At 45.8% G+C, this 17116-nt stretch carries 18 protein-coding genes, 1 tRNA gene and 2 pseudogenes; 16 read left to right on the plus strand and 5 right to left on the minus strand.

Going from position 1 to position 17116, the window contains the following annotated elements:
• Positions 1-54 precede the first annotated feature (54 nt).
• From NEPTK9_RS00975 to NEPTK9_RS00995, 5 genes are all read left to right on the plus strand, one after another.
• A tRNA-Ser gene (locus NEPTK9_RS00975) sits at positions 55-139 on the plus strand.
• Between the two features lie 245 nt (positions 140-384).
• Positions 385-927, plus strand: a complete 543-nt coding sequence (locus NEPTK9_RS00980) for a hypothetical protein (RefSeq protein WP_194846961.1) — start codon at positions 385-387, stop codon at positions 925-927.
• Between the two features lie 255 nt (positions 928-1182).
• Positions 1183-1629: a hypothetical protein gene (locus NEPTK9_RS00985; RefSeq protein ID WP_194846962.1), complete on the plus strand. Its 447-nt coding sequence runs from the start codon at positions 1183-1185 to the stop codon at positions 1627-1629.
• 114 nt (positions 1630-1743) lie between these two features.
• On the plus strand, positions 1744-2124 hold the full coding sequence (locus NEPTK9_RS00990; RefSeq protein ID WP_194846963.1) for a hypothetical protein: 381 nt from the start codon (positions 1744-1746) through the stop codon (positions 2122-2124).
• Complete coding sequence (locus NEPTK9_RS00995; protein ID WP_194846964.1) at positions 2115-2513, plus strand: hypothetical protein; 399 nt, start codon at positions 2115-2117, stop codon at positions 2511-2513. Before NEPTK9_RS00990 ends, NEPTK9_RS00995 begins: the two co-directional genes overlap by 10 nt.
• A gap of 142 nt (positions 2514-2655) precedes the next feature.
• On the opposite strand, the gene NEPTK9_RS01000 is transcribed toward NEPTK9_RS00995, so the two are convergent.
• Positions 2656-3381, minus strand: a complete 726-nt coding sequence (locus NEPTK9_RS01000; RefSeq protein WP_194846965.1) for an ion channel — start codon at positions 3379-3381, stop codon at positions 2656-2658.
• 714 nt (positions 3382-4095) lie between these two features.
• Here NEPTK9_RS01000 and NEPTK9_RS01005 point away from each other — a divergent pair.
• The 4 genes from NEPTK9_RS01005 to hemH all read left to right on the plus strand — a co-directional run bounded on the left by NEPTK9_RS01005 (position 4096) and on the right by hemH (position 7250).
• The gene (locus NEPTK9_RS01005) at positions 4096-4245 is read left to right on the plus strand and encodes a hypothetical protein (RefSeq protein ID WP_194846966.1); all 150 of its coding nucleotides are present in this window, start codon (positions 4096-4098) and stop codon (positions 4243-4245) included.
• A gap of 149 nt (positions 4246-4394) precedes the next feature.
• Entirely contained in the window at positions 4395-4955 is a 561-nt protein-coding gene (locus tag NEPTK9_RS01010; protein WP_194846967.1) for a CBS domain-containing protein, read from the plus strand.
• 25 nt (positions 4956-4980) lie between these two features.
• Positions 4981-6192, plus strand: coding sequence for an MFS transporter (locus NEPTK9_RS01015; RefSeq protein WP_228546941.1), 1212 nt, complete (start codon positions 4981-4983; stop codon positions 6190-6192).
• A gap of 71 nt (positions 6193-6263) precedes the next feature.
• Positions 6264-7250: a ferrochelatase gene (hemH, locus tag NEPTK9_RS01020; protein WP_194846969.1), complete on the plus strand. Its 987-nt coding sequence runs from the start codon at positions 6264-6266 to the stop codon at positions 7248-7250.
• 520 nt (positions 7251-7770) lie between these two features.
• On the opposite strand, the gene NEPTK9_RS01025 is transcribed toward hemH, so the two are convergent.
• A complete protein-coding gene (locus NEPTK9_RS01025) occupies positions 7771-8439 on the minus strand; it encodes a hypothetical protein (RefSeq protein ID WP_194846970.1) in 669 nt (222 codons plus the stop codon).
• Positions 8440-8557: 118 nt separating this feature from the next.
• Between NEPTK9_RS01025 and NEPTK9_RS01030 the strand changes: the two genes are divergently transcribed.
• From NEPTK9_RS01030 to NEPTK9_RS01050, 5 genes are read left to right on the plus strand one after another with little or no spacing between them, the layout of a single operon-like run.
• Positions 8558-9040, plus strand: a complete 483-nt coding sequence (locus NEPTK9_RS01030; RefSeq protein ID WP_228546942.1) for a peptidylprolyl isomerase — start codon at positions 8558-8560, stop codon at positions 9038-9040.
• Positions 9037-9687 (plus strand): 4-hydroxy-tetrahydrodipicolinate reductase, encoded by a 651-nt coding sequence (locus tag NEPTK9_RS01035; RefSeq protein ID WP_194846972.1) that lies wholly within the window; start codon positions 9037-9039, stop codon positions 9685-9687. The genes NEPTK9_RS01030 and NEPTK9_RS01035 overlap by 4 nt, the downstream gene beginning before the upstream one ends.
• Positions 9660-10502: a 4-hydroxy-tetrahydrodipicolinate synthase gene (dapA, locus tag NEPTK9_RS01040; protein ID WP_194846973.1), complete on the plus strand. Its 843-nt coding sequence runs from the start codon at positions 9660-9662 to the stop codon at positions 10500-10502. Before NEPTK9_RS01035 ends, dapA begins: the two co-directional genes overlap by 28 nt.
• Positions 10475-11341, plus strand: coding sequence for an Asd/ArgC dimerization domain-containing protein (locus tag NEPTK9_RS01045; protein ID WP_194846974.1), 867 nt, complete (start codon positions 10475-10477; stop codon positions 11339-11341). The genes dapA and NEPTK9_RS01045 overlap by 28 nt, the downstream gene beginning before the upstream one ends.
• Positions 11316-12482, plus strand: coding sequence for an LL-diaminopimelate aminotransferase (locus NEPTK9_RS01050; protein ID WP_194846975.1), 1167 nt, complete (start codon positions 11316-11318; stop codon positions 12480-12482). Before NEPTK9_RS01045 ends, NEPTK9_RS01050 begins: the two co-directional genes overlap by 26 nt.
• 224 nt (positions 12483-12706) lie before the next feature.
• Here the strand turns inward: NEPTK9_RS01050 and ltrA are convergent, their stop codons facing one another.
• Positions 12707-14347 (minus strand): group II intron reverse transcriptase/maturase, encoded by a 1641-nt coding sequence (gene ltrA / locus NEPTK9_RS01055; protein ID WP_194846976.1) that lies wholly within the window; start codon positions 14345-14347, stop codon positions 12707-12709.
• Between the two features lie 619 nt (positions 14348-14966).
• Here ltrA and NEPTK9_RS01060 point away from each other — a divergent pair.
• Positions 14967-15260 (plus strand): transposase, encoded by a 294-nt coding sequence (locus NEPTK9_RS01060; RefSeq protein WP_194846977.1) that lies wholly within the window; start codon positions 14967-14969, stop codon positions 15258-15260.
• 267 nt (positions 15261-15527) lie between these two features.
• Here NEPTK9_RS01060 and istB read toward each other — a convergent pair whose 3' ends face one another.
• On the minus strand, positions 15528-16268 hold the full coding sequence (gene istB / locus NEPTK9_RS01065; protein WP_194846978.1) for an IS21-like element helper ATPase IstB: 741 nt from the start codon (positions 16266-16268) through the stop codon (positions 15528-15530).
• Positions 16269-16733, minus strand: a pseudogene (locus NEPTK9_RS01070) (Mu transposase domain-containing protein); the annotation flags it as partial.
• A 116-nt stretch (positions 16734-16849) separates the two neighbouring features.
• On the opposite strand from NEPTK9_RS01070, the pseudogene NEPTK9_RS01075 reads away from it, so the two are divergent.
• Positions 16850-17116, plus strand: a pseudogene (locus NEPTK9_RS01075) (ISKra4-like element ISBeg3 family transposase); the annotation flags it as partial.

Below are 17116 nucleotides of genomic sequence, written 5' to 3' on the forward strand. Positions count from 1 at the left end.
TCCTCTTGCCAATAAGAGCTCATAAAATGTATAGTGCTAATTTCTAAATGATTTGGAAGAGTGGCAGAGTGGCCGAATGCGTCTGTCTTGAAAACAGAAGTGCCGCAAGGTACCGGGGGTTCGAATCCCTCCTCTTCCGAATTTTTCCAAAAATTCGAAGTGGGGGATTAAAACTTTTTTTTATAGGGGTTCATCGATCACAAGAGTGGGGTTTTACAAAAAAAAATTTATTTCTTGAAACAATATTAATCAATGCCTTACACTGTCATCTTTGAACACTGATGAGCCGACTCAGGTCGGACTCTTGGGAAAATTTATGTACTTTTTGCCCAGAGTGGGTAATGTACGAAAAACTAACAAAAAACTAAATTCACGGAGGAATTTATGGCAACTTGCAAAAATATCGGGAATGCTGCTAATTGGTCAGCTTTCGTTGACTACAAAACTACAGGCCAAGACACACTAATTGGTGGTGTAGCCTTGGGCTTTATATGCCTTCTTGGGAAAAAACTTGACGTTGTCAAGCTTCCTAAGCTAGACCTTAATGTGTCTCAAGCAATCCTTGGGACGCTTCTCTCTTATAGCGGATCTGTCGGTATTCGTCAAGCCTTCTTCACTGAAAATAAAGAAGCAGGCGACACCAACAAAAAGAGCCCAATTTATAAAACTGCTGGGTTGGCGCTTATTCTTTTTGCTTTAACTTTAGGAACGCAATATTCTAAAGTTAAGAGTCTGTTTGGAAATAAATTTGTAGCAACTCTGAATCGGGAATTTGCAATTTCTATGGGTATTGCAGGGGCTCTTACTGCTGTTACCGGTTATCTTACAAGAGAAAAGGTTAGCTCTGAAGACAGCCTGCCCTCCACCGGTAGTAACAGCAACGATAGCACCCCCAAACAAAAAGAAACCATCAGTAACGACGACTAATCGTGCTGGAGTCAAACTCTTGTTTGATAACGAGGTGGCAATCGCCACCTCGTTTTTTTTTGCCACCAAAAAATGACGATCCCTTAGGTTTTGCTCTCGAAATTGAGGTTACTACTGTCAATGGCTTCAATTTTTTCATATCTGTCCAGAGAAAAAAATTCTCCTTTACTTTGGAGGGCGATATCTGCTAGAATCATTTCTGATTTTACTCTTGATAGACCCTTATAAAGCGGTCTGAGCTTTTAGGAGAGCAACGTGGCATCATTACATTCCCCTACCAGCCCTTGTTATTTAGGTGGTTCATGGATTCAAGGAGCGCAAGGTCTCGTAACCCACCTGTGTATAGATGCTGCTGCTGCGACGGTGGCTAGCATAGCCTTTCTCCTTATACGTGGAGTGGAAGATTTTTCTCCCGTCTTGTGTACAGCTCCAGCTACTGCGGTTGCTCTAGATGGGATGCATGCTATTACCCATATTTGGCTAGATAAGACTGAGAATATCACCCTTCCATGGGCCTTAGCGGGTTTTGTGTTGTTTGGTTTTGTAACTTATCTCATTGCCGATGTTTCTTTGAATCATTGTCAGATCAAGCTCTCTAATAAACGGATTTGTCAATATAGCGCTATTGCATTTGTTGGAATCGCTCTGAATAATGGACTTATCTATTTATCAGCGCAAGGGGAGCAAAATGGGACTGATTAAAGGTCTTTATTCTACCCCTCAAAAAAAGGGGGGGGGAGTACCAATGAGCCCCAAGGCAAGGCATTTGAACTTGGACAGTGGGGACAGTTTTTATTTGTTCATACAATGATTGTAATGGCAATCGAAGGGTTAGCGGTCTTAGCGATCAACCGCTGGAAGCAGAAAGAGGTGATCCCTCTTAATTTTGTAGCAGCCCATGCAGCGATCTCTGCTGGAATCTTCGCCAGTTGTATCGATGGGCGCACCTTTATGACTGGAAGGCGTATTCGCCGTTCTGAGTTTTCCTTTGGTTTGGGGAAGCCATTAGGACCCTTTATGATCACTTTTGTGATCACTTCCATTGCACTCCCTCTTGTGGCTCGCTTTGCCCCCGATTATGGCTTTACCTCTCCTTTAAGTACACGTAAGATCGCTTGTCTGGGAGTGGTGTCGTCACTCATTCATGGTCTCTTAGAATCAGGACCAGATCCAAGTATAGGGCGTATATGGGAGTAGTCATTCAAAAATTGGCTCTGCAAGGGGTGGGCACAACCCTTTTAGGGGGCGCTTTTGCTTATGTTGGAGCTCTAGGACTCCGAAAAGTCTCTTGGCTTCAACTAAAGATCCCTCGCTCCCATATCGGAATGGCGATGCTTGCAGGAGGACTCACCTCTGCAGCTGTCCGCATTCTCCTTGTTGATACTCCTGCGAGGGGAAATTTAAAAAAGATTAAGCTTTATGAAACCGCTTTTCTTGCTGCGATCTTCTTTTCTACTCTTTTCCTGATGCCGCGGATTGCTCCCCACTTTAAAGTGGAGACAATCATCACTAGAGAAGCCGTTCCTTGCGCCGCTTTGGTGACTGCAGGAGCGGTTTTTGCCTATCTCTTTACCAGTTCTTCTTAGGACCGGTAAAGAAATAACTTCTCAATCTTAAGCGCCATATCATCTTCATCTACTTTGTTGCAAATTCTTGTAAACTAACAAGTTTACTTCGAATTTGCGCTGTGTAGCTGAAACGCTATGACACTTAAGATCAGAAATTTATTTACCGGTCCTTAGGGTTATGCGCCACTAAGTGCAACTTGTGCTCAAAGAAGGAGTAAACCGCCACAAGGCGGGAGACGAGGATCGCAATGTAGAATTGCCCGATGATCCCCTCTAGAATCGCGCAGGTCTGAGCCACATCTTTGATCGCTAAGATATCCCCATACCCAATGCAGAGAAGGGTCACAAAGCTAAAGTACATCATCTCAGAGAGATAGTGGCTATGGGTGATCAGGGTGGGGTCGATATTGGCGAAGTAAAAGGAGCCAGGGGTAATCAGATCGACAAAGAAGTAGGCAAAGGAAAACCCGAAAGCGACCATAAAGTAGGCGCAGACAACGCCGATGAGGGTCTCCATCTTCACCCGGGCATTGAGAACCACTCGCTTAATGATCGAGCCGGTGATGATAAAGACAAAGACAATGGTGAGAAAAAGAAAGGGGAGGGCGAGGATTTTTGTGTTGAAGATCAGGTTAAGCCATTGAAAGACAAGGGCGGGAACGGCGATACAGCTGGCAACGATCTTGGTTTTCTTCGAGTGGTTGCAGTTGAGGGTGGCGGCAACGAAAACAGCAAACAAAAAGAGCTGCCAGATAGCGAGATAGAGGGTTCCCCGGTCGTAGGGGCGGAAGATAAAGAGGAGAATAAGAGAGATCAGAAGGAGGTTAAAGTGGCCTCCGCCAATCTTCATACACTTTTGGTAATACCGGTCGAAAAATCCTTTCATATTTTTCTATATCTGTGATTGAAGGGTTTGGATCAAGAAAAAATTATTTTTCTTGAAGAAGAAGGGATTTCATGCAAAGCTAAAACAGGGAACTGCAAAAGAGGGGAGTTATATACCCAAACAAGTTCAAGAGTTGGTTCTTGAACTTGTTTGGGTATATATGGCTGCAAGCTAGGAACCTACACCATGGGATAATCCTTTTCTAGGAGGGATGTCAAAGCTCAAGAAAGAGCTTTCAAGCTCTTTAGAAACATTCATTTACACTTTTGAGCATGACCACCAAGGTAGGCCTTATTCACCTTTACAGGTAAAAAGTTCGCACATTTATCGGTGGTATATGTAAGAAAGATACGTCGGGGGCAAGCCCCCCGTTGCCCCCTTGAAGCCGTGGACACTTCACGACGCAGCTTTTCTTCGCCTTCGGCTCTGAAGCTGCGTAGGTTCAGTGTTTTTTTTTGTTAAGCTGAAAGTCAAACCAAAGCGAATATGGTAAGTGGCTAAAAAACTGAAAAAAGGAGACTTACTGCTTGGTAAAAGATGAGCGAGGTTTTCTAAAAAAAATCTTTCCAGCGAACGGACATGGCTTCGGAGCCGAAGGCGAAGAAAAGCCATGCGGTGAGCTGTCCGCGACTGTCGTGCTTATGCCTTTGGTGGGGGAGACCCCAAGAAAGTGATCGGCGATCTGATCAAACTCAGGCAAGATCTGGAGTAGAGGTGTTTGAAGCAGGGGATCCTAAAGAGCTATTGAAGGGGAAGGTGCAAGCCTTTCTGCAAGATTTTGAGGGTTCGGAAGATAGCGAAGAGGCGGTGAAAACCCTCCTCTCTATGTGCGGGATGAGCTCCTCAATGGAGCCCATGAAGTAGGGGGAGCTGTGCACATAGGGGTGAAGACCTTAATGAATGTGTGTGAGGATTATGCTGGTGGCAGGAGCCTTCTCGATAGGGTCTGCCAAGAGGCGAAAGAAATCCGTATTCAACTCGACTTATAACTTAAAAAGTATTAATGTGGTCTTATGTTTTTTGTGAATAATGTCTATGGAGGGCGAGAGCCCTACCGCGTCCAACCCATTGAAAGGGATCGTTCTAAGGATGACCGTCCCCGCCAGCAGTTTCAAGATGAGGATGAGGAAGAGACCCGGGAAAACTTTCTGAAGGCGAGCAAAAAGCTCTATAAGAAAAAATCGGTCGTGACAATTGCTGAAATCATGAGCAAGAAGCTGGTCGAGCTTGAAGAGGGGCTGTCTCTTAAAGAGGCGTGGGAGCGGATCAAAGGTCATAAAATCAAACACTTTCCCTTGGTCAACTCAGAAGGAAAACTTTTAGGGATGCTCACAGAAGGGGAAATCCTTCGGGAGCTCCAAGAGGGGGGAAAGAAAACCTTAAAAGAGCTCGTCTCTGAGCACACCCTGTGTGCCGATCCAGAAACAGAAGTTTCCGAGGCGATTCAAGTTTTCACTGATCATAGTATTGAGGCGGTTCCCGTTGTCGATGCCAAAGAAAAAGTTGTCGGGATCCTGACCCAGAACGAACTTCTCCAGACAATGATTAAAATGACCCATATTTTCCCTAAATAATCGCTAAATGTGATATAAGTCGGGGATGGACCAAAAAACTTCCTTTACTCGTTTTCTTCCCTTTCTCATTTTAATCAGTTTTGTCTCGTTTTTAAATATTTTGGCACGAGTGATTTTCCCTGCCCTTTCCCCCTACATTTGTGAGGAGATGAACCTTTGCCATGGAGACACGGGAAATCTCTTCTTTGTCCTGTCGGTTGGCTTTGCAATTACCCTTTTTGGTTCGCAGTTTCTCTCGTCAAAAATTTCCCATAAGATGACAGTCATTTTTTCGATCTTGTCGACCGGGTTTGCCCTCGTTTTGACCTCTTATGCAGAGAGTTTTCAGTTCTTCCGTTTTTGCCTTTTTTTAGTGGGGCTTTGCTCAGGTTTTTTTATCCCTTCGGCAGTGGCAATGATCCGAAACGCTACCCCCGAAGGTCACTTGGGAAAAGCTTTTGGAATCTTTGCAACGGCTCAAAGTGTGGCCTTTATTTTTGGTCCCGTCATCGTTCAAAATACAATTGGTCTTTTTACCTGGCAGCAGATCCTGAATGGAAGTGGCCTCATTTCAAGTCTCATTAGTATTGTCCTTTTCTTCCTCATTAGGCAGGGAAATGAAAGGGGAGAGCCGATCACCTTAAACTTTGCGAAAAATGTCTTTTCCTGGCCTTCATTTTGGATCCTAATCGTTCTTCTTTGCGTTGCCAACGGACTCAATATCGGGATTTACAATATGGCCCCCGACTACTTCCAGCGGCATGGCCTTATCGATAAAGGTGCGGTCTATAAGCTCATTATCATTGCCCGCATTTTAAGCTTTGGAACAGCGATTGCTGCAGGGATCCTTGCCGATCGGTTTGGCCTTAAGCGGTCAATGGTCCTTGCCTTTGTCTTTTGCGGGATCCTCACCTCGATGATGGGAACGATGACCCCTTCGGGCTCCCTTCTTCTCTTTACCCTCCAATCTCCCATGGCTGCTTGCCTGATGCCCTTAATCCATTTTGCGGTGGCAACCATTGTTCCTCCGGAGAAAAATGCTGCGATCGTTTCGATCAGCGCCCCCTTTGGGTTCTTAATGGGAGCGGGGGTTCTCCCTCAACTCCTCGGCTTTTTGGGTGACTTTAACCTCTACGAACAAGGGTTTGTCCTCTTTGGCTTTACCGCTCTCCTATCGGGGGTTCTTTTCAACACTAATGCTGTCTACAAACATGTCGCCTTCAGCCAAGCAAAAAGCGCAGAGAGCGCACCTGGATAGAGATTTTTAATGCAAATTGACCCATCTTTTCTACTCTGGCGCCCTCTCAAAATCTCTATCAAGGTGCGCTAATGTCTATTGGTGTTCTCCTTGTTAACCTAGGGACCCCAACCTCTTCAGCCCCTTCCGATGTTAAACGTTACCTCACTGAATTTCTCACCGATGGACGGGTGATCGACCTTCCCCCTTTAAAGCGGAACCTCCTTGTGAGGGGAATCATCGTTCCCAAACGGTATAAAGAGTCGGCAAAGCTTTACCAATCGATATGGACCAAGGAAGGGTCTCCCTTACTTGTCTATGGCAAAAAAGTAGAGGCTCTTCTTCAGGAAAAGCTCGGTGAGGCCTACCAAGTAAAACTTGCGATGCGCTACCAAACCCCGTCGATCGAAGAGGGGTTAAACGCCTTAAAGGTAAGCAAAAAACTCATCATTCTTCCTCTCTTTCCTCAGTATGCTTCCGCGACAACCGGCTCGGTTCACCAAAAGGTTTTCGACATCCTTTCCAATTGGGAGGTGATCCCCGAAGTTCGCTTTATCGATCAATATGCGAGCCACCCCACCCTCATCGATGCTTTTTGCGCGAGGGGGAAAGAGTATGACCTCGAAAGTTATGATCACATTGTCTTTAGTTATCATGGCCTTCCAGAAAGACAACTCCGCAAAGCCGATCAGACCGGAACCTGCCTAAAAACCACCGACTGCTGCCAGAAAAATCCTCGCTGCTATGCCGCCCAATGCCTTGCCACAACAAAGGCCATTGTAAAGCGGCTTTACATCTCCCCGGAAAAGTGGAGTCACTGTTTTCAGTCGCGGCTTGGCAAAGACCCTTGGATCAAGCCTTATACCGGCCCTGTTCTCCAGTCTCTTGTCGAAAAAGGGGCGAAGCGGGTCCTTGTTTTTTGCCCTGCATTTGTGGCTGATTGTTTAGAGACGCTTGAGGAGATTGGGAGTCAATATCGCAAAGAGTTTACTGAAGCAGGAGGGGAGGTTCTCGACTTGGTCCGAGGGCTCAATGACCACCCCAAATGGATCGACACCCTAGAGGAATTAGTGAGGTGATGGTGTGTTTAGCGGACAGCTCACCGCGTTCGTTTCTGTGCCCTCCGGGCTTGAACTCACGTCAGTTCGCGGGGGAAGAAAAAAAACTCTCCAGTGAACGGACATGGCTTCGAAGCCGGAGGCGGAGAAAAGCCGTGCCGTGAGCTGTCCGCGGCTTCAAGATGGTTGTGTAAAATCGGCATGAAGGAGGGGTGGATCAGTGCTTCGCACGGCCCCCCGAGGAAGGTCGATTTGGCTTGCCAGATTGAAGCTCAAGGGGCAGCGGGGGCGCCAGCCCCGACAGGTCTATATATGGATAAATGGATTTTTCAACTGGTTAATTTCTTAAATTTTCTCTTGCACAAACCGTCAATTAACTAACTAAGGAGCTGGGCAAAAATAACTTATACATTTCTGCAACCATAACATCTTCATCTGCTTTGTTGCAACTCCTTGAAAGCTAATAAGCTTCCTGCGGATTTGCGCCGCGCAGCTAAAGCGCTATGGCACCAGAAATGCATGAGTTATTTTTGCCCAGCTCCTAATTGATCTGTTTGGAGAAAAGGGTGATGGTGCTTAAGGGGGTGTTCGGCCCCTCATTAGCCATGTACTTAAGGAGGTCGCCTGCTTGAGGATCAAACCAAAGATCAGCATGCCAAAACATCTTCTTGAAGCCGGTCAGGGTGAGCTTCACCCGGAGAGCCTCATAGGTTTTGCCATGAATTTCTAAGGTCTCATACCGCTGCTTCGTCGCAACCATATTGTGGAGGCTCATCTTCTTGGGATGGACAATCGAGAAGGTAAACGATCGATTGTCAGAGTGGATAAAAGGCTTGAAACAGAAATCAAACTCCTGAACCCAAGCATTATTCCCAATGTGGAACTCCCTCACACTCTTTTCCCCATTAACCTCTTGAGTGGCAATCAGGTGAGCCCCATCTCTTAAAACGGTATAGGTATTGCTTTGATTCTTGATCGCATAGGTAAAACACTGGGTGACCCGCTCCGGAGTGGCGATGATCTTTGTTTGACCTGTGAGGCTTTCCCCTATAATGTGGAGCATATCGTCACTCTTTTTGAGATCAAGTGTCCAGGTTGTTTTTGAGGTCCGCCCCTCCAAATCTTTGTTATAGATATAGGTGACCTCGGCAAAAAGACTCGAACAGACAAGTAAAAAAACGATGATTTTCATATTTTCGGTGTATAACACCTTGCGCTTTTTTTGTCCTCTATCTAAAATGAGTTATCTATTTGGAGGTATTATGAAATATCTATTTGGACTGCTTTTATGCATGTTTTCTCTATTTGCTAAAGAACAAGGAGACACTATGGCAAAGACCCACCCGATTATCGTGATGGAAACCACTCAAGGAACCATCGAACTGGAACTTAGACCTGACGTTGCCCCTAAGGCCTGTGAAAATATGATAAAACTTGCTGAACAAGGGTACTATAATGGGATTATCTTCCACCGTGTCATTCCAAAGTTTATGATTCAAGGTGGAGACCCCACCGGAACAGGACGGGGCGGCGAGTCGGTTTGGGGAAAACCCTTTGCTGACGAATGCACCCCAAGCCTCACCTTTAGCGAAGAGGGACTCCTTGCTATGGCCAATGCCGGCCCAGGGACCAACGGAAGCCAGTTCTTCATCACCACAGCTGAAACCCCGTGGCTCAATGGAAACCACACCATTTTCGGGAAGGTGGTTAAGGGCTACGATATTGTCCAAAAGATCGAAAAGGTCGAAACAGGAATGGGCGACAAACCTGTCAAAGAACAGAAAATCATCAAGATGTATGTAAAGAAATGAAAATAGCGCTCATCGGTTATGGAAAGATGGGGCGGGCGGTCCATGAGATCGCCCGAGAAAGGGGGCACGAGTGCTCTTTGATCTATCATCCAGATGCAGATGTGTGTATCGACTTTACCGAGCCAGGAGCGGTCCGGGGAACGCTCGAGCTCCTCGCTCCAGCCAAGACCCCTTGGGTCCTCGGCACAACCGGATGGAGCCAGGAAGAGGTTTTGCCCCTTGTTCGAGAGAGAGAAATCCCTCTTCTGTATGGCCCTAACTTTTCTTTCGGTATCGCCCTTTTCCGCCGTCTCGTTCGGACAAGTGCGGCGCTCATGGGAGAGCGGTATCGGGTCAGCGGTACCGAAATCCACCACACCGAAAAAAAAGATGCCCCTTCCGGAACAGCCTTAAAGCTCATGGAAGACATTTCAGGCCTCTCCTTTGATAGTATTCGGGAAAATGGGGAGGTAGGAACCCACCAGATCACCTTTGACTCGGAAGAGGATCAGATCGAGCTCACCCACCAGGCAAAAAGTCGGATGGGCTATGCAAAAGGGGCCGTCTTGGCTGCCGAATGGCTTGCCGACAAGGGGGGAGTCTTTACCTTTGACGATTATATAGAAGAGGCAATGCAAGGATGTTTAAAGGCGTCATCACCGCTTTAGTTACCCCTTTTAAGGAGGGCCATCTCGATGAACAGGGCTTTCGAGAAAATATCTGGTTTCAGCTCGAAGAGGGAGCCGATGCTCTCCTCGCGCTGGGAACTACCGGCGAAGGGGCCACCCTCACCCCAGGAGAGCGGAAACGGGTCATTGAAATTCTTGTCGAAGAAAGCAAAGTTCCCCCCCTAGTGGAAGTGGGCGACAACTCGACAGCCCGCGCGGTTACCAAAATCCAAGAGGCGGAAAAGATGGGGGTCCAAGGGGTTTTGGCAATCGCTCCTTATTACAACCGCCCCACCCAAGAAGGACTCTTTCGCCACTTTGAAATCCTCGCTGCTGAAAGCTCTCTTCCTATAATCCTCTATAACCAGCCTAAGCGGACCGGCGTCTCGTTTACCGTAGAAACGCTTACCCGCTTAGCTGAAATTAAAAATATCGTCGGGATTAAAGATGCCTCGGGTTCGATCCCCTTTGCTGCGGCAGTAATGCACGCCTTGCCCAACTTTCTTTTTTTTGCGGGAGATGATCTGATGGCTCTTCCCCTCATGACAATTGGCGCTACAGGTGTGGTGTCGGTCCTTAGTAATTTAATGCCCCAAAAGATGTCTGAAATGGTCCGCACGCAAGACCGCAATCTTTACCGCGAGCTCTATCCCTTTATGGCCTTTTCTCAAGTCGAAACCAATCCCATTCCGATTAAAGCCATGATGGAGAAAGCAGGTCTTGCAGCAGGGGAGTGTCGCCTTCCCCTAACCCCTTTAAGTTCCGAGAATCAACAAAAAGTAGAAGCATGGATAAACTCTCAGTTGGTCTCTTAGGAGGAAGGGGCCTCGTTGGGCAAACCTATGTCAAACTTCTTGAAGAGCACCCCCTTTTTAAGCTTGCCTTTATGCCAAGTCGCGAAGAACTTCCCGATGTAGAAAAAGCAAAAGGGTGCGCCCTGATTTTTTCAGCACTTCCCAATGAAGCAGCAGAAAAGATCGATCCCCTTTATGCGGCGGCTGGCTTTCCCGTCTTTGCATCGGCCTCTTGCCATCGGATGAACCATCCTCTGATCATCCCGGAAATTAACGGCGCAAAATTAAAAGAGTTGAGAGGGGGTTTTATCGTTTCAAAGCCCAACTGCACCCTCCAAAGTATGCTCCTTCCTCTTTATCCCTTGCACCAGCGGTTCACTCTAAAGAGCATTGCCGTCACCTTTTTGCAAGCGATCAGTGGCGCTGGAGCCGGCTTTGAACTCGAAGATAATGTCCTTCCCTTTATCGCCGGGGAAGAGGAAAAATGTTTAGAAGAGACCCGTAAAATTTTAGAGATGCCTACCCTTCCCATTTCTGTCCATTGCACCCGCGTTCCTGTTTCTCATGGACACCTGGCTTGTATCTCGGCTTCTTTTGAAACAAAGCCCACCCTGAGCGAAGTGAAAGAAGCTTGGGAAAGTTTCGGCCCCTTAACATATCGAGAAGAAGAGGACCGCCCCCAACCCCACCTTGACCTTGGCGCGGGGATGGAGATCTCTTTGGGACGCCTCCGTTCGTGTCCTCTTTTTGATATTCGCTTTACCGCCCTTTCTCACAACCTCATCCGAGGAGCCGCAGGTGGGGGACTTTTAACCGCGCAACACTGGATAGAATATGCTCAAGCGTCATGCAGCCTTTGAAAAACTTAGCCCTTCTTACCTTTTTCCCGAAATTCAGCGGCGGAAAGAGGCCTACCTGAAGGAAAACCCCGATACCGAACTGATCAGTTTTGGCATTGGAGATACCGTTTTGCCCCTTCCCCCTGTCATTGCCGAAGCGTTAGCGCGCGCAGCCCTCGAGCTTGGAACCGAAAAAGGGTACACCGGCTATGGAAAAGAGCAGGGACTCCGCCCTTTACGCGAGGGGCTTGTTTCCCGTTTTTATCCCCAATTTTCTCCCGATGAAACCTTCATCTCCGATGGAGCCAAAAGTGACCTGGGCCGCCTCCAAGCTCTTTTTGGAGGAAACCTCACCGTGGGGATCCAAGATCCAGCCTATCCCGTCTACTTCGATGGAAGCATCCTCCAAGGGGTAGAGGAGATCAAACTTCTCCCTTGCACTCCCAAAAACAACTTCTTCCCCACCCTACCTTCAGGCATCGATCTTCTCTACTTCTGCAACCCCAACAACCCGACCGGTAAAGCGTGCACTCACGAAGAGCTCGAAAAGATCGTCGCCTATGCCAAGAAAAACAACACCCTCATCCTTTACGACAGCGCCTACGCCGCCTTTATCCAAGACCCCAACCTCCCCAAAACGATCTACGAGATTCCCGGCGCTGAAGAAGTGGCGATAGAAATCGGTTCCTTCTCCAAGATGGCTGGCTTTACCGGGATCCGTCTTGGCTGGACCGTCATCCCCCAAAAGCTCACCTTTTCCTGCGGAAGTCCCATCGCCAAAGACTTTCACCGCTTCGCCTCGACCATTTTCAACGGCGCCTCCAACATCGCCCAAAAAGGGGGGATCGCTGCTCTCACCGATACTGGCTACGCCGCCCTCCAAAACAACATCACCTACACCCAAGAAAATGCCGCTCTCCTCAAAGAGGCCTTTTCGAAAATGGGTTACACCGTCTACGGCGGGGATAATGCTCCCTACCTCTGGATCGCCACTCCCGGCCGCCAATCGTGGGATGTTTTCCAAGAGTTTCTTGAGGAGAAGCACCTGATCGTCACCCCCGGCAAAGGGTACGGCCCCTCGGGTGAGCACTTTATCCGAGCAAGCGCCTTTGGGTACCGCTCCACACTTCAGAAAATAATCGCTGAGAGACAAAATGTATGATGAAAAATCCGAGGTTGAAGCGATTCAGAGTTTAGAAAGTAAAAAACCAGATACATAGAAAAATTTGTCACGCACTGCATAGTAATTTCAAAAAGTAAAAGCGCGGTCCTAAAATTTGGCATGATTCAAAAGGTCGGATAAGGAGATCTCGTTACCGAGACCTCCTCTCCTAAGAACTGGCCGTGCAAGTTTCCCTGCAACCAGCTCAAGCATCTATAAGGCCTTCATCGGAAGACCCGGCTTTTAAGGCAACTCGTATGCAATATATGTGCCTGTTGCCAAGGAGTCTTTTTATCCAGGGCAACGTTGTCTTTAGGAAAATGAAGATGATACCGTTTTTGATCTAACGATATTTCTTCACCACATTTGCTGCATTTCCCCTTTTGCCTTTCCCAAGTTTTGTAAATCGTTTCTCTATTGATGCGATTACACTCATGGGTATAACGATCTTCGTAGTAGTACTTCCAATCGTTGTCATAGGGGTTAGCCTCTCCTCTTATGAGATAATATCTCTTCACTAATATAGAAGAGGGCAAAATCTGCTTTTGAATGTTTCCTTTTTCATCCTTAGAGGTGAAAATCCAATCTCTATTGCCATATTTGTGAAAATATTTGTTTTTTATCCACTTACGACTTTTCATTGGATGTTCTCGTTTTGCTTTTCTCCAGAGGGTTTCATACATGTACTTCTCCAAACTTTTGAAGGTTTTTGTATGATTGATGTACCTGTGATAATTACACCATCCCCTTGTGATTGCATTGAGCTTAACCAACATTCTGGGAGAGTGCCACATCCTTTGGATCGTATCCTTTAGCTTTTGTTTAACAGAGCTAATGGACTGCTTTGACGGCTTAATGAGCAGCTTATCTCCATGTTTGCAGATATTCTGTCCTAAGAAATCAAATCCTTTTGAGATATGGGTTATCAGGGTTTTCTCCCTCGAGAGTTCGAGACCTCGTTCTCTCAGGAAACTTTCTATCAAAGGCTTTACCTTTTCTTCTAGTAGAGCTTTTGATGAACCGGTTATCACGAAATCATCAGCGTATCTGCAGAGATGCACTTTTGTTTCCCTGATTTTCCTAGACCCTGGATAACCAAAGGTTTCGTACAAAACTTTTTCCATTCCATCTAAGGTCATATTTGCAATAACGGGAGAAATTATGCCTCCCTGCGGAGAGCCCTTATCTGTCGGGTAAAGTCGGTTATTTTTTATATACCCAGCTTTTAACCATTTCCTCAGCACCTTTTCTTCGATGGGGATATTCTTTTCTATCCATTGATGATTTATTTCATCAAAGCATGATCGAATATCACCTTCTAAAATCCATTGAGCTGAGTTTTTTCTAGACAAGAGTTTATGCAGGTAGCTTATTGCATCGGCAGCTCGCCTCCCGACCCTAAAACCATAAGATCGAGAGTCCGCCTTTGCTTCGGCAATTGGGTCAAGGCTCAAAAGATACAAGGCTTGTCTGCTCCTACTTATCATCGTGGGAATGCCCAGTGGACGTTTTTTCCCATTCTTTTTGGGAATAGATACTCGTCTTAGGGGCAGTTCTTGGATGTCTTTTCTAGCAAGATCCTTGACTGCTTGTTCTTTTGAGCGGCTTGTTTTCCAAACCTGACCGTCTGCTCCCGCAGTTTTGCTCCCTTTATTTGTTGTCACCCGATATACTGCCAGCCTTCTGGCTGATAGTGATCGGATGAGAAGGCGACGTAAGTCTTTTACCTTAAGATAGTCCTTCCTTTTAAAAGCCTTCACGATACGTGCTTGTAGTCTTCGCACATCTCTTCTTGTCTGGATCCAATCAATGGATTTCCAGTTTTCGGTGATGCAAGGATTTGCGTCAGCTTGATTTGCCGTCATACACTTTGCCTCTTTTGCTAAGAACTCCAAGGTTCTCGTGATTAAACACCAGATGGACGTCTGCTTATCCTATCCATTACAGATAGGCTTTTGCTTTTTCCATCCTCCTACACCCTCAATCCCTATGGGATTTGCTCGCACATTTCCTTCCTTGAATAAGGAGAGGTTGAGGGGTTATCACGTTCCAAGCGAGCGACATTATTGAAGGGTTTAGGCTCCATCTTTACACCGGCAGTCTCATGACCACGACTGTGCAACTATAAGACACAGTTCCTGGCTGCATGCCTTTTTGGCTAAGGCTTATCAACACTTTTAGCCTTTTAGGGATAACGATGCTTACAATGGTTCACATCCGTTAGCCATGCCCTTCTTACCTAGCCCTTGAACGATAGAGTGTTGATCGTTCTGACTTCTTGCTCGCGCTTGAAGTCAAAGGTACATTGTCTCCAGAGCTTAAGGTAGAGAGATTACTCTCACTCCTTTCCGGATAGGTATACGGGGTGGTACCCGTAGTCAATCGAGTCGACATTCGCTCGCTTAGCTTCGTGTCGCACTATAATGGTCCCATAAATTAGAGCCACCTGCTAAGCTTATAACCTCCGTAATAAGGAGGCCAAAAGTGGCAAAGAAAAGAAAAACATATTCAGCGGAGTTTAAGCTCAAGGCAGTACTAGAAATCCTGAAAGAAGATAAAACAGCATCACAGCTAGCAGGAGAACTAGAGGTAAATCCTATGGTACTTGCAGGTTGGAAAAAACACTTTAAAGAAGTTGGACTTCAGGTTTTTGAGAAGCCAAGAAGAGCCTCAGGGCTAAAAAGAAGTGAAAAGGAAAAAGCTGAGCTTTTCGAACAAATTGGGAGGCTTAAGATGGAAATAGAATGGCTTAAAAAAAAATTAGCTATATTGACCTAGTTAAGAGAAGATCACTTGTAAACCCTGAAGACGAGTGTTTTTCCCAACGAAAACAATGTGAACTACTTAGTGTATGGCGCTCAGGCTTGTACTATCAATCTTGAGGGCCAAGCCAAGAGGACTTGCAGTTAATGAGAGCAATCGATGAGCAGTATCTTAAAACCCCTTTCTACGGTAGGCGTAGAATGACTTTAGAGATTGTCAAAGTCAAGGAAAATTCCATAGGTATCGATGAGATAAATTCCATAGATCTACATAAAAATATTTTTACTCCCCCCTCTTACTTGTAATATCCTTAGTTCTAAAGCTTTGACCTGTGATCGTGATGATTTGCGAGTGATGAACAATTCGGTCCGATATTGCTGAGGCTAAAATATTGTCAGAAAAAATTTCTCCCCATTTGTCGATCGATTTGTTAGTTGTGATGATCATTGAGCCAGTTTCGTATCTTTTTGAGATGATCTCAAAAAAGTCATCCACGCTATAGTCGGGGACTTTCTTAAATCCTAGTTCATCTAGGATCAGTAGATCTGGAGCAAGGTACTCTTTAACTTTTTTAGAGTAAGAGTTATCGGCTTTTGAGCTGTGGAGGGTCCGGAGCATTTCTCCTACTCCGGTAAAAAGGACTTTGTGTCCTTTTTGTAGTCCTTTGATCCCTGTTGCTATTGAGAGATGGGTTTTGCCTGTTCCTGGTTCTCCAATGAAAATGATGTTTTTTTTCTCTTTTATGAACTGACAGGTCATAATGTCGCTGATCTGTTTTTTATCAAGCGAGGGTTGGAAGGAAAAGTCAAAATCTTCTATGGTTTTTCTTGAAGGGAGTTTTGCTTGGAGGCAACGCTTTTTATAGTTGTTATCCCTTCGACTGTTGGCTTCATCTTCTAAGAGGACTTCAAGGAACTCTCTATAGGAGATGGAGCTTTTTTCTGCATAAGCTAATCGCTCATCTAGGGTGTTACAAACTCCTGCGAGTTTGAGGTTTTTTAGACTTTGTTTGATTTGGTTCATTTATAAGTCCTTGTCTAGGGGGAGGTTATAGCTCCCGTTTTCACAGATGTTTTTAATGATACGGTAGCCAGTTGCTCCGTAATATAAGGCACGTTCGCATGCCTTATCGATCACTTCTTTGGGATGTTCTTTTTTGAGGGAGAGGATTCCTTGTATCCCTCGGTTCCAATTTTTTGGGTTTTTTTCTAAAAAATAGATGAAATATTTCCCCGCGTAGAGTCCGATGTCTTCCATTTTGAGTCGATATTTTTCTTGGTACTCTGTCGATGTGATTTGCTTATATTGGGGGTAGTGCTCAGGAATTGTTACGAAGGCCCCTTTTTCCTTGCTTCTAATATGAAGGACAATTTCTTCTCCTTCATAGAAGATACGGATGGTATCCCTTCCTTGCTGGACATCCAATTCTTTTCCAACATATTTGTAAGGAACTGAGTAGTAGCTATAGTCAATATAAACATGGCAGTCCCGATAAACCTTAGACTATGGAATTTATCTCATCGATTGCTATGGAATTTATTTTATCTTTGACAGTTATTGGAGCTTACACAATATCCCGACATAAAAGGACTGCAGAAAGCATTTTGAGCAAGAAAAAGAAAAACGACCCTCCTCGCCCAGTCAATAAAGTGGTTCAAGCAACTTTAGAGGGAAAGGAAGAGGCAATCCAGCGTCTAAAGGCAGAGGTTGAAAAAAGGGATCCCCAGAGAGAAAAACAAAGTGTGGCTCTTGTTGATGGAGAACATAAGTTGCGCAACCTGCTTAAAACCTATTTACCTTGGTTCACAATCATCATTGATATCTTCCATGTGATGGAGTACCTATGGATGGGAGCCCATATTTTTTTTAAA

It is taken from the genome of Candidatus Neptunochlamydia vexilliferae, from assembly GCF_015356785.1.
Classification (GTDB): Bacteria; Chlamydiota; Chlamydiia; order Chlamydiales; family Simkaniaceae; genus Neptunichlamydia; species Neptunichlamydia vexilliferae.